General features: G+C 66.3%; 14 protein-coding genes, 1 pseudogene and 1 riboswitch. Of the genes and pseudogenes, 10 read left to right on the plus strand and 5 right to left on the minus strand.

Annotated elements, in window-relative coordinates; all coding sequences use genetic code 11:
* Window positions 1-15 precede the first annotated feature (15 nt).
* From QTH90_RS06960 to arsC, 8 genes and pseudogenes are all read left to right on the plus strand, one after another.
* Complete coding sequence (locus QTH90_RS06960; protein ID WP_286663757.1) at window positions 16-1,179, plus strand: Gfo/Idh/MocA family protein; 1,164 nt, start codon at window positions 16-18, stop codon at window positions 1,177-1,179.
* Between the two features lie 8 nt (window positions 1,180-1,187).
* Window positions 1,188-2,375, plus strand: a complete 1,188-nt coding sequence (locus QTH90_RS06965) for a dihydrodipicolinate synthase family protein (RefSeq protein ID WP_286663758.1) — start codon at window positions 1,188-1,190, stop codon at window positions 2,373-2,375.
* A 6-nt stretch (window positions 2,376-2,381) separates the two neighbouring features.
* A complete protein-coding gene (locus QTH90_RS06970) occupies window positions 2,382-3,260 on the plus strand; it encodes a sugar phosphate isomerase/epimerase family protein (RefSeq protein ID WP_286663759.1) in 879 nt (292 codons plus the stop codon).
* A 210-nt stretch (window positions 3,261-3,470) separates the two neighbouring features.
* Complete coding sequence (locus QTH90_RS06975; RefSeq protein WP_286663760.1) at window positions 3,471-5,627, plus strand: Ig-like domain-containing protein; 2,157 nt, start codon at window positions 3,471-3,473, stop codon at window positions 5,625-5,627.
* 149 nt (window positions 5,628-5,776) lie between these two features.
* Window positions 5,777-6,907, plus strand: coding sequence for a DNA glycosylase AlkZ-like family protein (locus QTH90_RS06980; RefSeq protein ID WP_286663761.1), 1,131 nt, complete (start codon window positions 5,777-5,779; stop codon window positions 6,905-6,907).
* A 56-nt stretch (window positions 6,908-6,963) separates the two neighbouring features.
* A riboswitch (FMN riboswitch) is annotated at window positions 6,964-7,121 on the plus strand.
* An 86-nt stretch (window positions 7,122-7,207) separates the two neighbouring features.
* The gene (locus QTH90_RS06985) at window positions 7,208-7,720 is read left to right on the plus strand and encodes a 6,7-dimethyl-8-ribityllumazine synthase (protein ID WP_286568543.1); all 513 of its coding nucleotides are present in this window, start codon (window positions 7,208-7,210) and stop codon (window positions 7,718-7,720) included.
* 31 nt (window positions 7,721-7,751) lie between these two features.
* Window positions 7,752-8,432, plus strand: coding sequence for a glutathione S-transferase family protein (locus tag QTH90_RS06990; protein WP_286663762.1), 681 nt, complete (start codon window positions 7,752-7,754; stop codon window positions 8,430-8,432).
* A gap of 20 nt (window positions 8,433-8,452) precedes the next feature.
* Window positions 8,453-8,821: pseudogene (gene arsC, locus QTH90_RS06995) on the plus strand (arsenate reductase (glutaredoxin)); the annotation flags it as partial.
* An 18-nt stretch (window positions 8,822-8,839) separates the two neighbouring features.
* Here the strand turns inward: arsC and QTH90_RS07000 are convergent.
* Complete coding sequence (locus tag QTH90_RS07000; RefSeq protein WP_444814683.1) at window positions 8,840-9,592, minus strand: sulfite exporter TauE/SafE family protein; 753 nt, start codon at window positions 9,590-9,592, stop codon at window positions 8,840-8,842.
* Window positions 9,593-9,605: 13 nt separating this feature from the next.
* Complete coding sequence (locus tag QTH90_RS07005; protein ID WP_286663764.1) at window positions 9,606-10,847, minus strand: MFS transporter; 1,242 nt, start codon at window positions 10,845-10,847, stop codon at window positions 9,606-9,608.
* Window positions 10,848-11,011: 164 nt separating this feature from the next.
* Between QTH90_RS07005 and QTH90_RS07010 the strand changes: the two genes are divergently transcribed.
* Together QTH90_RS07010 and QTH90_RS07015 are read left to right on the plus strand one after the other, a co-directional pair.
* Entirely contained in the window at window positions 11,012-11,815 is an 804-nt protein-coding gene (locus QTH90_RS07010) for an AraC family transcriptional regulator (RefSeq protein ID WP_286663765.1), read from the plus strand.
* Window positions 11,816-11,884: 69 nt separating this feature from the next.
* Window positions 11,885-13,606 carry a SulP family inorganic anion transporter gene (locus tag QTH90_RS07015; protein WP_286663766.1) on the plus strand — a complete coding sequence of 574 codons (1,722 nt, stop codon included), beginning with the start codon at window positions 11,885-11,887 and terminating at the stop codon, window positions 13,604-13,606.
* Here the strand turns inward: QTH90_RS07015 and arfB are convergent.
* Genes arfB through clpB form a run of 3 tightly spaced genes read right to left on the minus strand, consistent with a single transcriptional unit; the run spans window position 13,575 to window position 16,997 of the window.
* Window positions 13,575-13,988 carry an alternative ribosome rescue aminoacyl-tRNA hydrolase ArfB gene (gene arfB / locus QTH90_RS07020; RefSeq protein ID WP_286663767.1) on the minus strand — a complete coding sequence of 138 codons (414 nt, stop codon included), beginning with the start codon at window positions 13,986-13,988 and terminating at the stop codon, window positions 13,575-13,577. The two genes, QTH90_RS07015 and arfB, sit on opposite strands and share 32 nt — an antisense overlap.
* Before the next feature lie 49 nt (window positions 13,989-14,037).
* Window positions 14,038-14,370 carry a hypothetical protein gene (locus tag QTH90_RS07025; RefSeq protein WP_286663768.1) on the minus strand — a complete coding sequence of 111 codons (333 nt, stop codon included), beginning with the start codon at window positions 14,368-14,370 and terminating at the stop codon, window positions 14,038-14,040.
* A 5-nt stretch (window positions 14,371-14,375) separates the two neighbouring features.
* Window positions 14,376-16,997, minus strand: coding sequence for an ATP-dependent chaperone ClpB (gene clpB / locus QTH90_RS07030; protein WP_286663769.1), 2,622 nt, complete (start codon window positions 16,995-16,997; stop codon window positions 14,376-14,378).
* Window positions 16,998-17,001: the final 4 nt, after the last annotated feature.

Below are 17,001 nucleotides of genomic sequence, written 5' to 3' on the forward strand. Positions count from 1 at the left end.
ACAGCGGAGAACCCCATGGCACAACAACGACTCGGAATCATCATGCACGGCGTCACCGGACGCATGGGCATGAACCAACACCTGATCCGCTCCATCGTCGCGATTCGCGCGCAAGGCGGCGTGACGCTCTCGAACGGGGACAAGGTCATGCCCGACCCGATCCTCATCGGCCGCAATGCCGAGAAGATCGAGGCCCTGGCCAAGGCCCACGGCATTGCCCGTTGGGGCACCGACCTTGACCAGGCGCTGGAGAACAAGGACGACACGATCTTCTTCGACGCCGGCACCACGCAAATGCGCCCCACCCTGCTGGCCAAGGCCATCCGCGCGGGCAAGCACGTCTACTGCGAAAAGCCGATCGCGACCAACCTCAACGAAGCCGTCGAGATCGCCCGCCTCGCGGAAGGCTCGGGCCTCAAGCACGGTGCGGTGCAGGACAAGCTCTTCCTGCCGGGCCTGCGCAAGCTCGACATGCTTCGCCGCGCGGGCTTTTTCGGACGCATGCTGTCGGTGCGCCTGGAGTTCGGCTACTGGGTTTTCGAGGGCGATCTGCAGCCGATCCAGCGCCCGTCGTGGAACTACCGCAAGGAAGACGGCGGCGGGATGATCCTGGACATGATGTGCCACTGGCGCTATGTGCTGGACAACCTGTTCGGCGAAGTGCAGTCGGTGTCCTGCATCGGCGCAACGCACATCCCCAAGCGCTGGGACGAGGAAGGCAAGCCCTACGAAGCCACGGCCGACGACGCAGCCTACGCCACCTGCGAACTCAAGGGGCACAACGGCGAGCCGGTGATCGCGCAGCTCAACATGAGCTGGGCCACGCGGGTGCGCCGCGATGACCTCGTGACCTTCCACGTGGACGGCACCGACGGCTCCGCGGTGGCGGGCCTGTCGTCGTGCCGCGCGCAATCGCGCGTTGCCACGCCACGCCCGGTGTGGAATCCCGACGAGAAGCAGACCATGAACTTCTTCGACCAATGGCAGGAGATTCCGGACTCGCAGGTCTACGACAACGGCTTCAAGATCCAGTGGGAGCATTTCATCCGCCACGTGGTCGAGAACGCACCGTACAAGTGGACCTTGCCCGAGGGCGCGAAGGGCGTGCAACTGGTCGAGACCGCGCTCGAAAGCTGGAAGGACCGCCGCTGGGTCGACGTGCCCCAACTGAAGATCTGAGTCGCGCCATGGCCATCACGCTCACTCTTCCCACCGCGAGCGGCGCGCTCGCGCCTTACACGCTGCGCGGCACCACGCCGGTGAGGCCGCCCGCCGGCGTCAAGTTCGACCGCATCGCCTATTCGGCGGCGCACGTTGTCGCCGATCCACTGGCGGCAGTCGATCCGTGGCTGCAATGCGCGGTCGACTGGGACGCCACCATCGGCTACCGCCGCCACCTCTGGTCGTTGGGCCTGGGCGTCGCGGAAGCCATGGACACCGCCCAGCGCGGCATGGGCCTGGACTGGCCGACTTCGCTCGAACTCATCCGCCGCTCGCTCGACGCCGCGAAGGACGTGCCCGGTGCGCTGGTCGCTTCCGGTTGCGGCACCGACCACCTGAACCTCGACGACGTGAAGAGCGTGGACGACGTGATCCGCGGATACGAAGATCAGATGGCGGCAATCGAAGCACTCGGCGGCAAGCTCATCGTGATGGCGAGCCGCGCGCTCGCCCGGGTCGCGAAAAGCCCCGCCGACTACGAGCGCGTGTACGACCGCATCCTGTCGCAGGCGAGGCAGCCGGTGGTGCTGCACTGGCTCGGCGACATGTTCGACCCGGCGCTGGCCGGCTACTGGGGCACTGCCGACGTCGACCGCGCAATGGATACGGCGCTCGGCATCATCGCGGCGCATCCGGACAAGGTCGACGGCATCAAGATCTCGCTGCTCGACAAGGACAAGGAGATCGCGATGCGCCGCCGCCTCCCGGCCGGCGTTCGCATGTACACCGGCGACGACTTCAACTACGCCGAGCTGATCGCAGGCGACGGCCAGGGAAACGAGCCGACGCACGGCAAGAGCGATGCGCTACTGGGCATCTTCGATGCGATCGCGCCCGCCGCGAGCGCCGCACTGGGCGAACTCGCGAAAGGCAACGTGGAGAAGTTCCACGCCATCCTCGGCCCGACGGTACCGCTGTCGCGCCACATCTTCGCGGCGCCGACGCGCTTCTACAAGACGGGCGTGGTGTTCATGGCCTGGCTCAATGGCCACCAGAGCCACTTCACGATGGTGGGCGGCCAGCAGAGCACGCGATCGCTGCAGCACTTCGCCGAGCTGTTCAGGCTGGCCGACGCGGCCCATCTGCTGGAGCAGCCCGAGCTTGCGGTGAAGCGCATGAAGACGCTGCTCGCACTCCATGGCGTCGAGGGCTGAACAGTCATGCGCGACTTTTCGCAGAACCACGACTGGCTGTCGATCAACACCGCAACGATCCGCAAGCAGCTCGGAACGGAGGTGCCGCTCGATCGCATCATCGACCAGTGCGCCGAACGCGGCATCCGCGCCATCAGCCCCTGGCGCGACCAGGTAGCGGCCGTCGGGCTCGACAGGGTCGCCAGGCAGCTCAAGGCGCACGGGATCGGGCTGTCGGGCTACTGCCGCGGCGGCTTCTTTCCCGCGCCCGACGCGGCCGGCCTGAAGGCTGCACTCGACGACAACCGCCGCGCCATCGACGAGGCGAAGACGCTCGACGCTCCCTGCCTCGTGCTGGTTGTCGGCGCCTTGCCGGGCGCGCTGGAAGGCAAGGCGCTCTACAAGGACATCGGCCGTGCGCGCGGCGAGGTGCGCGACGGCATCGCGGCCTCGCTCGACTACGCGCGCGAGGTCGGCATGCCGCTCGCCATCGAGCCCCTGCACCCGATGCAGGCAGCCGACCGCGCCTGCGTCAACACGCTGGAACACGCACTCGACCTGTGCGACGAACTCGATCCGACACGCTCCGGCATGCTCGGAGTCGCGCTCGACATCTATCACGTGTGGTGGGACCCGAAGCTGCAGCAGCAGATCGCACGCGCCGGCAAGGAACGCCTGCTGGCCTACCACGTGTGCGACTGGCTCACGCCCACGCGCGACCTGCTTTCCGATCGCGGGATGATGGGCGACGGCGTCGTCGAACTGAAGAAGATCCGCGGCTGGGTCGAGGCGGCAGGCTTCGAGGGATTCAGCGAGGTCGAGATCTTCTCGGTGCTCGATTGGTGGAAGCGCTCAGGCGCAGAGACGCTGGACACCTGCATCGAGCGGCACCGCAGCGCGGTCTGAGCGGAGTCGAAACGCCATCAGCGCCCCATGACGAGGGGCGATTCGGCGCGCGCCGGATATTTCCACTCACTTAAAGGTTTTTTCTCCCCGCATAAAGAGGAAGCCAAAAGTTTTCAACTCCTTATCATCCGGCCGCTCGAAGAACCCTTGTCAATTCAGCCGCAACGCCGAATTGCCGAGTTCATCGAGCTTCTTTAAACAGGGAGTTGTATGGCTAATCAGAACATCACGCGGAATTCAGGTAACAACAGAATCGAAACGGGCATCGGGAACGATTGCATCACGACCGGAGCGGGCAACGACACCATTTTCGCAGGCGACGGCAACAACCGCGTCAGCGCGGGTGGTGGCTCCAACTTCATCTACACGGGCAGCGGCAACGACACGATCAGCGCCGGTGGAACCGCAAAGGACGTCAACTACATCGACGCAGGCGGCGGCAACGACTGCATCACTCTCGGTGCCGCGTGCGACACGGTACTGATCGGCTCCGGCAACAACACCCTGAACGCGGGCGGCGGAAACGACCGGGGCATCGTGAAATTCAGCGAGAGTGTCGGATCCAAGAATTTCATGTGCGGCGGTGCCGGCTGCGACACGCTGGTGCTGCAGTTCACGCAAGCCGAGTTGGCACGCGCCGATGTGCAGGCCGACCTGAAGCGTTATCAGGCCGTGCTGGCGGCGGGCAAAGGCGGCAATTCGTTCCAGTTCGCTTCCCTCGACCTGAAGGTCATCGATTGGGAAAAGCTCGAAATCCAGGTCATCAACAAAGACCCGCAAGTGCCCGCGGAGCCGCTGGAATTCACCACCAAGGAAGACGAGGTGCTGAGCCAGAACCTGCTGGCGACCGCCACCGACCCGGATGGCGACGCGCTGACACTCACGTCCGTGGAGGGTGTGGAACACGGAACCCTGAGCTTCGCAGCCGACGGCTCGTTCGTTTACACGCCCAACGAAAACTGGTCCGGCACCGAGACGGTGACCTACACCGTGGACGACGGCAAGGGCGGAATCGCGAAGGGCACCGCCACCTTCACGATTGCCCCGGTAGCTGACGAGCCCAGGCTGAGCGCGACCTTCCCCGACCTGTCGACGCTTTTCCTGGATGCGGCCCTGACCGACACGGATGGCTCCGAGACGCTGTCGGTGTCGATCCAGTTGCCACCGGGCGTCAGCCTCGCTCCAGGACAAGGCAGCTACGATGCAAATGCCGCGCTCTGGACCTTCAGCCAGGACGTGTTGGATCATGGTGAGGTGCGGTTCGTCACGGATGGCGTCGCAGTTGTCCCTCCCACACTGGAGCTGATCGCCACCGTGCGCGACGGTGAAGACGTTCTGACGAAGAAGCTCACGGTCCACGTCATCAATCAAAACCCGGAAGTGCCCGCGGAGCCACTGGTATTCCTCGGCAGGGAAGACGAGCCGTTGCCCCCCCTGAACCTGCTGGCGACCGCCACCGACCCGGATGGCGACGCGCTGACGCTCACCTCCGTGAAAGGTGCGAAGCACGGAACCCTGAGCTTCGCAGCCGACGGCACAGTCACGTACACGCCTGATCACAACTGGTCCGGCACCGAGGAAGTAACCTACACGGTGGACGACGGCAAGGGCGGCACCGCGACCGGTATCGCGACCTTCAAGATCACCGGCGTGGCCGATGCGCCCGAGCTGAACGTGGTGCGCCTGACCCAGTCGTCGATCAGCCTGAACGCGGCTGTCACCGACACGGATGGGTCCGAGACGCTGTCGATGTCGGTCTGGCTGCCATCGGGCGTCGGCCTCTCTGCCGCCGATGGCACCTACGATGCAAAGTCCGATCTCTGGACCTTCAACCCGGAAGTGCTGGAGAAGGGCCATGCCCCGGTGAGGTTTGCGATGGATGGTGGCGCGGAAGTACCGAACGAGCTGCAACTGGTGACGACCGTGCGCGAAGCCGATGGCGATGAGTTGGAGACGACGTACCACCTCTTCAACATCTTCGACGACGTCGCCACGCTGACGGCCCTGCCTGAGGCCAACCACACCTACGACGGCAGCAGCGGCACCGACACCTTGCTGTTCAGCGGCGTGGCGGATCTCGACCTGACCGCGCTGGCGACGACCTCGCTGCGCAGCTTCGAGCATCTCAACATGACCGACACGGCCGAAACCAGGCTGACGTTGTCGGGTGACGTGGTCTCGGGCATGTCGTCGGACAAGACGCTGCGCGTCTCCGGCGACGGCAAGGACACCCTGACGCTCACCGACAAGGCTGACTGGCAGATCGTGGGGCAGACCGGATTCGGTGATGTGCCCTATGACATCTACCAGAACACGCAACTGAGCGACGTGACGCTGTACGTGCAGGCCGGCATGGCAGTGCTCTGATCGGCTTCGCACCGGCAGCATGAAGATGCCCCCGACGGCGCACGGCCATCAGGGGCATCTTTCATGGTCCAGCGCCAATCATTCGATGCGATCGAGGTCTGCGGAACGCGTCGGGGCAGCCGCCCCGCGGCTGTGCTGCAATCCGCTGGATGCACGAAGCCGATATCGACGCCCTGCGCCGCTATGCAGTGGCACGCACCCTTTTCCCGCCGACCACCCTGACGGGCGCGGTCCGGCGGCTCGGATTCGTTCAGGCCGACCCGATACGCGCCCCGGCTCGCGCGCAGGATCTGACGCTGCGCCACCGCGTCAAGGACTACCGCGCCGGTGATCTGGAGAGCCGCTATGCCCGGCTGTCGATCGAGGAGGATTGCCTGGTCAACTACGGCTTCCTGCCTCGCGAGCATCTGGCGCTGATGCATCCTCGCGAGGCCGCTCGAACCTGGGACGCCGCAACCCAGCGAAGGGCGGCCGACGTGCTGGCCTTTGTGCGCGAGCATGGACCCGTGCACCCACGGCAGGTGGAGCAGCATTTCGCGCACGGGCGGGTGAAGAACTACTGGGGCGGTTCGAGCAACGCAACCACGCAATTGCTCGACGGCCTGCATTACCGCGGCATGCTGCGCGTGAAGCGGCGCGAGGGCGGCACGCGGATCTATGAAACGGTGGTGCATCCTGCCGCCGACGACAGCCCTGCCGGCCGCGCGCAACGCGCCGCCGCGCTGGTCGCCTTGGTGGTCCGCAAGTACGCGCCCCTGCCATCCGCGAGCTTGACCTACCTCGTGCGCCTGCTGGGATACGGTGCACCGCATCTCTCCGAACAGACACAAATGGCGCTGCGTCTGGCGCGCGATCAGCTTGCCAGCTGCCGCATCGACGGCACCACGTGGCACTGGCCTGCCGAGGAGAACCCGGCTTCCCGACGCCACGCTCCCGACGACGCGCTCCGCCTGCTTGCGCCTTTCGATCCCGTGGTCTGGGATCGCCGACGCTTCGAATTGCTTTGGAACTGGACATACAAGTTCGAGGCCTACACACCGCCGCCGAAGCGGCAATTCGGCTACTACGCCCTGCCGCTGCTGCTGCACGACCGCGTCATCGGATGGGCCAATCTGTCGATCCACCAAGGGCAGTTGCAGCCGGTTCTCGGCTTTGCCGGCAAGAAGCCGGGCGGCCCCGCATTTCGGGCAGCGCTGGACGACGAGATGCAACGCATGACGCTGTTCCTCGCCGCACGGCTCGATCCCCGCCCGGATGCCAGGGGCTTGCCGCTTGGGTGACAGCGCAAGGGGCAAGCCTTGCCTAGAATCTCCGACGTTCCGGCCGCGGCCGGAGCAAGCGTTCTCAGGGCGGGGTGAAATTCCCCACCGGCGGTGATGGCGGCGAGAGCCGCACGAGCCCGCGAGCGCCTGCGGCGCGCCACGCGCCGCAGGGTCAGCAGACCTGGTGAGACCCCGGGGCCGACGGTCATAGTCCGGATGAAAGAGAGCGCGATCCCGTTGTCGGGCAGGCGCTTCCGTGCGCGTGCCGGGCCTCGGGTTCGTGCGCCCTGATTCAGGAAATCCTTCAAAAGGCACACCATGAGTCAGATCAACGACCTTCCCCTTTCCGCCATTCCCGCATCGGACGCCCCGCGCGGCCAGCGCATCGCCTTCGTGCAGGCGCAGTGGCATTCGGACATCGTCCATCAGGCGCGCGACGCCTTCCTCGCCGAGATGAAGCGGCAGGGCGTGCCGCTCGACACCATCGACGTGTTCGACGTACCCGGCGCATTCGAGATCCCGCTGCATGCCAAGCGGCTCGCCACCTCGGGCCGCTACGCAGCCATCGTCGGCTGCGCGCTGGTGGTCGACGGCGGCATCTACCGCCATGAATTCGTCGCCAGCACGGTGGTCAACTCGCTGATGACGGTACAGCTCGAGACCAACGTGCCGATCCTTTCGGCGGTGCTGACGCCGCACCACTTCCACGAGCACGTGGAGCACCGCAAGTATTTCCACGCCCACTTCGCCGTCAAGGGCACCGAGGCGGCCGAAGCCTGCGTCAAGACCATCGAAGGACTTCGGCGCGTTGAAGCGCTGATCGCCGCTTGAGTTCAGCGTAGAGCGGAGTAGGCTTTTGGGGATGGACACCAGCGCCAAGCCCTACACCCTCTACGGTGCGCCCGGATCGGGCGCGACCCCCGTGCATGCCGCACTCACGCTGATCGGCGCGCCCGTCGACACCGTCGACATAGCGCCATGGAAAGGCGAAGCCGAACGCGACAGGCTCCTGCCCGTGAATCCCATGCGGCAGGCGCCGGTGCTGGTGCTGCCGTCGGGCGAGGTCATGACCGAGAGCGCGGCGATCCTGGTCTGGCTCGGCGACCACCATCCGGAAGCCGGCCTCGCTCCCGGCATCGATCACCCTCTGCGCGCGCAATACCTGCGGTGGATGGCCTACGTATCCGCCGCGATCTATTCGCTGTACTGGCTCCGCGACGTGCCCTCGCGGCTCGCGGCCGATGCAAAGGCCGAAGCCCTCATCCTTCAACGCACCGCCGAGCGCATCGCCGAATGCTGGCGCCTCATGGATGCCCAGGTGCCGCATGGCACACCCTATCTGCTGGGTGATCGCCTCGGCATGCTCGACATCTACGTGACGGTGGTTTCGCGATGGACGCCACGGCGCACCCGCTTCTACCGGGAGGCCCCGCGAATGGCCGACATGGTTCGCCGGGTCGACGCAGACCCGCGCCTGGCGGACTTCTGGGCCGCGCGCTTCCCGTTCACGCCGGGTTGGGAAGGCCCCGCGGCCGGGAACTGAACAACGCGGAGAATGACTCGATGCAATCCAAGTCCTCTTCCATCACCATCTTTCACAACCCCGCGTGCGGCACTTCCCGCAACACGCTGGCCTTGATCCGCGACAACGGCTTCGAGCCCGAGGTGGTCCAGTACCTCAAGACGCCACCCACCAAGGCGCAGTTGCGTGAACTCGTGAAAGCGATGGGCGGTCCGGTGCGCGACATGCTTCGCCAGAAGGGAACGCCCTACGACGAACTCGGTCTCGATGATCCGAAGTGGACAGACGATCAGTTGCTCGACTTCATCGTCGAGCACCCGATCCTGATGAACCGCCCGATCGTCGCCACGCCGATCGGCACGCGCCTGTGCCGGCCTGCGGAACGGGTGCTCGAGATCCTTCCGAAGCCATAGCGCACCAACGCGGCATCAAGCGGCGCGAGCGAACAGGACGGGCAGCGACGAAGCCAGAAGCGCCACGCCCGACAGCGTCAGCAACCCCAACACGATCTGCCGGAAAGCGGTCTCGCTGATGCCGGCATAGAGCCGTGCGCCGAGCAGCACGGGCACCAGCACGGCCAGCGCGACGATGCCGAGCAAAGGCACCATCGAAACGCTGACCATGCCGGCGCCCAGGTAGAGCGCGAAGGCGACGGCCAGCATCGAAAGATTGAAGTTCTGGATCACGGCGCGCTGCACGTCCTTGTCCAGCCGGCGCAGCGTGCACCAGAGCGTGGGAATCACACCCGTGAAGCCGCCCAGTCCGCCGCACACGCCACCGAGCATCCCCGCGACGGCGTCGGCGACCCGTCCGCCCACGTTGATGCGCGGCAGGTTGCGCGCCATCAGCATCAGGGGGCACCAGATCACCAGCAAGCCACCGAGGCAGGTCTTGAACAGCGGCACGTCGAGTCTGGGCAGCAGCCAGACACCGACCGGAAGACCGGCCAGTCCGCCCAAGATGAAAGGCAGCAGCAGCGCCTTGTCGAAGGCGCGCCGCGCCGTCACGGCCGCGATGACCTGCCCGGTGAGCCCGCCGAAGGTCGCCAGCACGGCCGCGAGCTTCGGGTCCACCGTCCAGGCCCAGATCGACATCGAGACCATCGAGAACGCAAAACCCGACAGGCCCTGCACGAAGCCGGCCACCACCGCGCCCAGCGCGACGATCAGATAGAGCGACAAAACCGGAAGCGCTTCAGGCGGATGCGGGAACCAGCGCTTCGCGCCGGACGCGCCGCACATTGAACGCACTGGCGATCAGCACGCCCTGCACCACCGCGAGGCCGACGATCACGCTCGCGTACTGACCGTGGTCCATGAGCCGGCCGAAGATCAGCGGCGCCACGGCCTGCCCGATGTCCAGGCCCGCGTAGACCACGCCGTAGACGCGGCCCGAGGCATTGGCCGGCGTCGAGCGCTTGACCAGCAGGTCGCGCGACGGCCCCGCGATGCCGGTCGCAAATCCCATCGCACCGAACATCACCGGCACCAGGAAGGGTGCGAAGTCCGCCAGCGCGAGCACGAGCGCGATGGTCGCCGCAACGCCGAATCCAGCGCCGACGATGCGCTCGCAACGCGTCGGGTCGGACGCCAGGAAGCCGCCGACCACCATGCCTGCAGCACTGGCCACCATGTAGACAGTCAGGCAGATGGCAATCAGCGTCACCGGCACCGCGTGCAGGCGTCCTGCCGCAGCCGGCGCGAAGGTCTGCACAACGCTCAGTGCCATCGCGTAGAAGAAGAAAAAGCCGAAACACATCCACACGGCGGGGATCTTCAGGAAAGCGAACTCGCTGCCCGCGCCTCCGTCGGCGCCGGTTGCCTTGTGCACCGCCTTCACCTCCAGCGACAACACGCTGCGGTTGGCCCAGAGGATGAGCAGCACGACCACAGCCAGCACGCCCGCGGAGGCCAGCGCCACCCGCCACGAGAAGGCCATCGCCAGCGGCACCACGAAAGCCGGCGCCAGAGCCCAGCCGAGGCTGCCGGTGATGCCGTGCACGCTGTAGGCATGCCCGAGCCGCGTCGGAGCGACCTTGCGATTGAACAGCGTGTAGTCGACGGGGTGGAACACACCGTTGCCCACGCCCGCCACGACGGCACAGCCGAGCAGCATCCAGTAGCTCTGCGCCAGTGCATAGCCGAAGGCCGCGAGGCCCAGCATTCCGAGTCCGACGAACAGCACAGGCCGCGGGCCCAGCTTGTCGACGACGAAACCCGAGGCCGCCTGCACGACGCACGACACCACGAAGAAGACAGTGAGCACCGCGCCGAGTTCGGTGTAGCTCACGTTGAACGCGTCCTTGAGCCACGGGAACAACGGCGGCAGCACGAGTTGGCTGAAGTGGCTGATGGCGTGTGCCAGGCCGACAAGACCGATCAATTTGGCGTCGGAGCCCAAGGTGGTCGAGGCGGTGGTCGCGTTGGAGGAAGACATGGATTGCAACAACAAACTGGATCGGACGTCGATCGTAAGGCAGCGTGCCGCGGCAGAATGGCGATACAGAGACAACATTTGTCGAAATCATGCCGCCCACTGCCGCCCCGCCTTTGGCGCCCGTCGACACGAGTACCACGCGCTCCATCCCGCCCCATCCCGAAATGACCACGAGCGTGGGTCCACTCACGCCTCACCTGTACGAACCGAACGCGCTGCGCCCATTGCGGGCCAAGGAGCACTTTCTGAAGGCCGACACGCTGGTCGACCTGCACAAGCATCCGTGGCCGCAGCTGACTTTCTCCACGCGCGGCGTGATTCGCCTGAGCACGGAGGACGGCAGCTACATCGTGCCGCCCTCGCGCGCGCTCTGGGTGCCGGCCGACATGGCACACAGCGTCACGCTGATCGAGGACGCCGAACTGCGAACCGTGTATCTCCATAGCTGGCTCGGGCCGGCATGGGAGAAGTGCGAGGTGCTGGAGATCAGTCCCTTGCTGCGTGCGCTGATGCTGGCGCTCGACACGACGCCGGACGGGCTGCCGCCGGCCGATCCCCACGCGGCGCAGCGTGAACGCTGGATTGCGCCGCTTCTGGTCGATGAACTCGAGCGCGCAACGCAGATCCGCATCGACGTGCCGCTGCCTTCCGACAAGCGGCTGCGCCAACTCTGCGAGGCGCTACTGCGCAACCCGGCCAACCGCGCCACGCTGGCCGAACGGGCCGAGGCCATCGGCGCCAGCGAGCGAACCGTGGCACGGCTGTTTCGCGACCAGCTCGGCATGAGCTGGCAGCAGTGGCGCCAACAGGCAGTGCTTGCGCATGCGCTGCCTTTGCTCGCGCGCGGCATGGCGGTGAGCCAGGTTGCCTCGGCGAGCGGCTATGCAACCGACAGCGCCTTCTGCGCCATGTTCAAGGCGGCGACGGGGCAATCGCCGACGGCATTCCAGCACAAGAGACGGTCCTAGGCCGCCGCGGCGCAGGGCGCTTTCGTATCATCGCCGGGTGCATTCCTCACCCTTCCGCGCGCCGAGGCCATGGCCTTGAATCGCCACCAGCTCGCGCGCTGGTTCCCCTTCCTTTCCTGGCCGCGCCCCGACCGGGCCCTGCTCATCAACGAGGCCACGGCCGGCGTCACGGTGGCACTGATGGTCATCCCGCAAGGCGTCGCCTATGCGGCGCTGGCGGGAATGCCGCTGGTGACGGGCGTGTACGCCGCGCTGCTGCCGGCGCTCGTCGCGCTGCTCTTCAGTTCCTCGGCGCGCCTGTCGGTCGGGCCTACCGCGTTGACGAGCCTGCTGGTCGGCGCTTCCCTTGCGCCGCTCGCCATTCCGGGCAGCAGCGAATGGGTGGCCTTTGCCGTCTGGCTGACCCTGCTGTCGGGAACGATGCAGGTGGTGCTGGGGGCGGCGCGCTTCGGCTGGCTGCTGCGCATGGTCAATTCACCGGTGCTGATGGGCTTCACGCAAGGCGCGGCCGTGTTGATCACACTGTCGCAACTGCCGGCGCTGCTGGGCTTCACGGGGCGCTCGTTCGCGCAGTTGCTGCACGGCCCGCCGCCCGACTACATCGCGATCGCGTTCGGCCTGGGCGGCATGGCGATGCTGTGGCTCGGCAAGCGGATGATGCCGCGCTTCCCGACCACCATGGCGCTCGTCGCGGCCGCGGCAGGCGCCAGCGCCGCGATCGGCTATGCACTGAAGGGTGGCGCGGTGATCGGCAAGCTGCCCGCCGGACTGCCCTCGTTCTACTGGCCCGGGGGGCTCTCCCTGAGCGAACTGGGCACCCTGCTCCTGCCCGCCTTCCTGATCACGCTCGTGAGCTTTCTCGAAACGGCATCGAGCGCCAAGGTGGACAACGCGCGTGCCGGCAAGCTGTGGAACGAAAACCAGGACCTGATCGGCCAGGGGCTGGGCAAGATCGCTTCGGGCCTCACGGGCTCATTCCCGACCAGCTCATCGTTCTCGCGTTCGGCCATCACGCTGTATGCGGGCGCCAAGACCCAGTGGGCCACCCTCTTCAGCGTCGCGGTGGTCGCCGCTGCGTTGCTCTGGGCCATGCCGCTGCTCTATCACGTGCCGCAGGCCGTGCTGGCATCGATCGTGGCGACCGCGACCATCGGCCTTCTGCGGCCATCGGCTTTCGTCGCGCTGTGGCGCATCTCCCGCATCGAGGCAGCCATCGCGTTCGGCACCTTCGCGCTGACGATCGCCACGGCGCCGTCGATCTACTGGGGCGTGCTGGGAGGGCTTCTCGCGGCGCTGGCGCACTACATGTACCGCCATCTGCATCCGCGGATCATCGAAGTCGGCTTGCACCCCGATGGCAGCCTGCGTGATCGCCACTTGTGGCATCTGCCGCCGCTCGCGCCCAACCTGTACGCGCTGCGCATGGACGCGGAACTCGACTTCGCATCCGCCAGCACGCTGGAGCGCGCCGTCACCGTCGCGCTGGCGCAGCGGCCCGGCCTGACCGACGTGTGCCTCTTTGCGCAGCCGATCAACCGCATCGACATCACGGGCGCCGAAGTCTTCGGCAGCATTCGCCGCCTGCTCGAATCGCAAGGCACGCGGCTCCACATCTCGGGACTCAAGCTGCCTGCGCAGCAGGTGCTGGAGCGCGCCGGGCTGCTGTCGCCGGGCCCGATGCTCTTCAGCTACCGGACCGACGCCGAGGCGCTGGCGGCGCTCGCCAGTGCGTGCGGGACGGCGAGCCCGCGCGAAGACCTCAATCCTTCACCGGCCCACGCAGGCTCTTGATGGCCGAGCGCTGGCTCTTTCCCTCGAGCCGCCGCTGCCGCGCACCATAGGTCGGCTTGGTGGCGCGCCGCACACGCGGTGGCGTCGCGACGCTGTCGACCAGTTCCTGCAGGCGTGCGAGCGCATCGGCGCGATTCATGTCCTGGCTGCGGTGCTTTTGCGCCTTCAGCACGAGCACGCCTTCCTGTGTAAGGCGACTGTCGCGCAAGGCAAGGAGACGCTCCTTGACGTCGTCGGGTAGTGAACTCGCCGGAATGTCGTAGCGCAGATGCACCGCGCTGGAGACCTTGTTGACGTTCTGCCCGCCCGCGCCCTGCGCTCGGATCGCACTGAATTCGACCTCCAGTGGATCGATGAGGACAGGTAGGCGCGGTGAAGTCATCCGCTATTCTGGCTTGCGCCGAGGCCCGCATCGGGGGGCCCGGCACGGCTCACTCCTCGCGCGATACAGGCCGCGCTTGCACGTCAGTCACCTGGCCCGGGTCGCGCAAGCGCACCGGGCTGTCGGCTTCCTGACCGCGCGCGCGCGCGGCCACGACATCGGCTGCCGTGGGCTCGGCGGGACGGCCCGCCGCCCGGAAGCGATCGAAGCCGCCGCGCGGGTCGAAACGCATCACCCAAGGCTTGACGGGCTGGCCCGTGAGGCGAGCCCATCCGTAGCGCAGCCCCCAGACCATTGCCAGCAAAAGCACGGCAACGGTCAAGCTGGCCGCGAAGACGAGGCCGAGGAAGAACAGGACCAGGCGCAGAAAGAAGTTCAGCATCGGCTTTAGGCCACGGCCTCGGCGCTTTGTTCCCCGGCCTTGCGGAAGGTGAACTGCCCGGGCGCCTGGATCGGGTCGGTGGTCACGATGATCGTGTCCTTCGGCCCGAAGCTTCCGTCGAGCAGCAGCTTGGACAACGGGTTCTCGATGCGCTGCTGGATCGCGCGCTTGAGCGGCCGCGCACCGAACACCGGATCGAAGCCGACCTTGGCGATCTCCGCCAGCGCCCCCGGCGACACATCGAGTCCCAGATCCATCTTCGCCAGACGCTCCTGCAGCACCTTGAGCTGGATCTCCGCGATGGCCTCGATGTTCTTCGCGTCGAGCGCGTGGAACACGACGGTCTCGTCGATGCGGTTCAGGAACTCGGGCCTGAAGTAGTTCTTCAGCTCGTCCCAGACCGCTTCCTTGATCTCTTCGCTCGGCCTGCCGACCATCGACTGGATGATCGGCGAGCCGATGTTGCTGGTCATGACGATCACCGTGTTCTTGAAGTTCACGGTGCGGCCCTGGCCATCGGTCAGGCGGCCGTCGTCAAGCACTTGCAGCAGCACGTTGAAGACGTCCGGATGCGCCTTCTCGACCTCGTCGAGCAGCAGCACGCTGTAGGGCTTGCGGCGAACGGCTTCCGTGAGGTAGCCGCCCTCCTCGTAGCCCACATAGCCGGGCGGCGCACCGATCAGGCGCGCGACCGAATGCTTTTCCATGAACTCGCTCATGTCGACGCGGATCAGGTGATCCTCGCTGTCGAACAGGAAGCCCGCGAGTGCCTTGCACAGCTCGGTCTTGCCGACGCCCGTGGGGCCGAGGAACAGGAACGAGCCGGTCGGGCGATTCGGGTCCGACAGGCCCGAGCGCGAGCGGCGGATCGCGTTCGCGACCGCACCAATGGCTTCGTCCTGACCGACCACACGCTCGTGCAGCTTCTCTTCCATCATGAGCAGCTTGTCGCGCTCGCCCTGCATGAGCTTCGAAACCGGAATGCCGGTGGCACGCGCCACGACCTCGGCGATCTCTTCGGCGCCGACTTGCGTGCGCAGCAGCGTGGGTGCGCTCGACTTGCCCTTGTTGGCTTCGGTCTCCTGCGCTTCCTTCAGGCGCTTCTCGAGCCCCGGCAGCTTGCCGTACTGCAGCTCGGCCACCTTGTTGAAGTCGCCCTTGCTGGTGAACTCGGCGATCTGGAACTTGATCTTGTCGATCTCTTCGCGGATCTGCGCGCTGCCCTGGGCCTGCGCCTTTTCGGCTTGCCAGATCTCGTCGAGGTCGGCGATTTCCTTCTGCAGCCTGGCGATCTCTTCCTCGATGAGCGCAAAGCGCTTTTGCGAGGATTCGTCCTTTTCGCGGCGCACGGCTTCGCGCTCGATCTGCAGCTGGATCAGGCGACGGTCCAGGCGGTCCATGACCTCGGGCTTCGAGTCCATCTCGATCTTGATCTTGGCCGCGGCCTCGTCGATCAGGTCGATCGCCTTGTCGGGCAGGAACCGGTCGGTGATGTAGCGGTCGGACAGCTCGGCCGCGGCGACGATCGCCGGGTCGGTGATGTCCACGCCATGGTGGACTTCGTACTTCTCCTGCAGTCCGCGGAGGATGGCGATGGTCGCCTCCACACTCGGCTCGCCGACGAGGATCTTCTGGAAGCGGCGCTCCAGCGCGGCGTCCTTCTCGATGTACTTGCGGTATTCGTCGAGCGTGGTCGCGCCGACGCAATGCAGTTCGCCGCGCGCCAGCGCCGGCTTGAGCATGTTGCCCGCGTCCATCGCGCCCTCGGCCTTGCCGGCACCGACCATGGTGTGCAGCTCGTCGATGAAGACGATGGTCTGGCCTTCGTCCTTCGCGAGTTCGTTGAGCACGGTCTTCAGGCGCTCCTCGAACTCGCCGCGGTACTTGGCACCGGCGAGCAGGGCCGCCATGTCGAGCGACAACACACGCTTGCCCTTGAGCGATTCGGGCACTTCACCCGCAACGATGCGCTGTGCGAGGCCTTCGACGATTGCTGTCTTGCCGACGCCAGGTTCGCCGATGAGCACGGGGTTGTTCTTGGTACGACGCTGCAGCACCTGGATGGCGCGGCGGATTTCCTCGTCGCGGCCGATCACGGGGTCGAGCTTGCCCAGGCGCGCACGTTCGGTGAGGTCGAGGCAGTATTTCTTGAGGGCTTCGCGCTGGCCTTCGGCATCGGCGCTGTTCACGCCCTGGCCGCCGCGAACCGCGTCGATCGCGGCTTCGAGCGACTTGCGCGTGACGCCATTGCTGCGCGCCAGATTGCCGATGTCGGCCTTGCTGTCGGCCAACGCGAGCAGGAACAGTTCGCTGGCAATGAACTGGTCGTTGCGCTTGATGGATTCCTTCTCGGTTGCCTGCAGCAGCTTGCCGAGTTCGGGGCCGACCTGCACCTGGTCATGGCCGTGCACCTGCGGCAGCTTCTTGATGGCCGCTTCGGCAGCTTGCAGCAGGCCGGGCACATTGGCACCGGCACGCTCCAGCAGCGCCCGCGGACCGTCGTCCTGGCGCAGCATGGCGACCAGGAGGTGGACGGGTTCGATGTAAGCGTTGTCATTGCCCAAGGCGAGCGACTGGGCGTCGGCGAGGGCTTCCTGGAATTTGGTGGTGAGTTTGTCTTGACGCATGGCT

Origin of the sequence: Variovorax flavidus (assembly GCF_030317145.1) — a bacterium.
In the GTDB taxonomy this organism is placed as follows: domain Bacteria; phylum Pseudomonadota; class Gammaproteobacteria; order Burkholderiales; family Burkholderiaceae_C; genus Variovorax; species Variovorax flavidus.

Excerpts from the sequence above, each read along its gene's own strand:
- QTH90_RS06990 (WP_286663762.1), top strand. The coding sequence starts at position 7,752 with ATGGACACCAGCGCCAAGCCCTACACCCTCTACGGTGCGCCCGGATCG.
- arfB (WP_286663767.1), bottom strand. The coding sequence starts at position 13,988 with ATGACTTCACCGCGCCTACCTGTCCTCATCGATCCACTGGAGGTCGAA.
- QTH90_RS06965 (WP_286663758.1), top strand. The coding sequence starts at position 1,188 with ATGGCCATCACGCTCACTCTTCCCACCGCGAGCGGCGCGCTCGCGCCT.
- clpB (WP_286663769.1), bottom strand. The coding sequence starts at position 16,997 with ATGCGTCAAGACAAACTCACCACCAAATTCCAGGAAGCCCTCGCCGAC.
- QTH90_RS07005 (WP_286663764.1), bottom strand. The coding sequence starts at position 10,847 with ATGTCTTCCTCCAACGCGACCACCGCCTCGACCACCTTGGGCTCCGAC.
- QTH90_RS06980 (WP_286663761.1), top strand. The coding sequence starts at position 5,777 with ATGCACGAAGCCGATATCGACGCCCTGCGCCGCTATGCAGTGGCACGC.
- QTH90_RS06985 (WP_286568543.1), top strand. The coding sequence starts at position 7,208 with ATGAGTCAGATCAACGACCTTCCCCTTTCCGCCATTCCCGCATCGGAC.
- QTH90_RS06960 (WP_286663757.1), top strand. The coding sequence starts at position 16 with ATGGCACAACAACGACTCGGAATCATCATGCACGGCGTCACCGGACGC.
- QTH90_RS06970 (WP_286663759.1), top strand. The coding sequence starts at position 2,382 with ATGCGCGACTTTTCGCAGAACCACGACTGGCTGTCGATCAACACCGCA.
- QTH90_RS07025 (WP_286663768.1), bottom strand. The coding sequence starts at position 14,370 with ATGCTGAACTTCTTTCTGCGCCTGGTCCTGTTCTTCCTCGGCCTCGTC.
- QTH90_RS07015 (WP_286663766.1), top strand. The coding sequence starts at position 11,885 with ATGGCCTTGAATCGCCACCAGCTCGCGCGCTGGTTCCCCTTCCTTTCC.
- QTH90_RS06975 (WP_286663760.1), top strand. The coding sequence starts at position 3,471 with ATGGCTAATCAGAACATCACGCGGAATTCAGGTAACAACAGAATCGAA.
- QTH90_RS07010 (WP_286663765.1), top strand. The coding sequence starts at position 11,012 with ATGACCACGAGCGTGGGTCCACTCACGCCTCACCTGTACGAACCGAAC.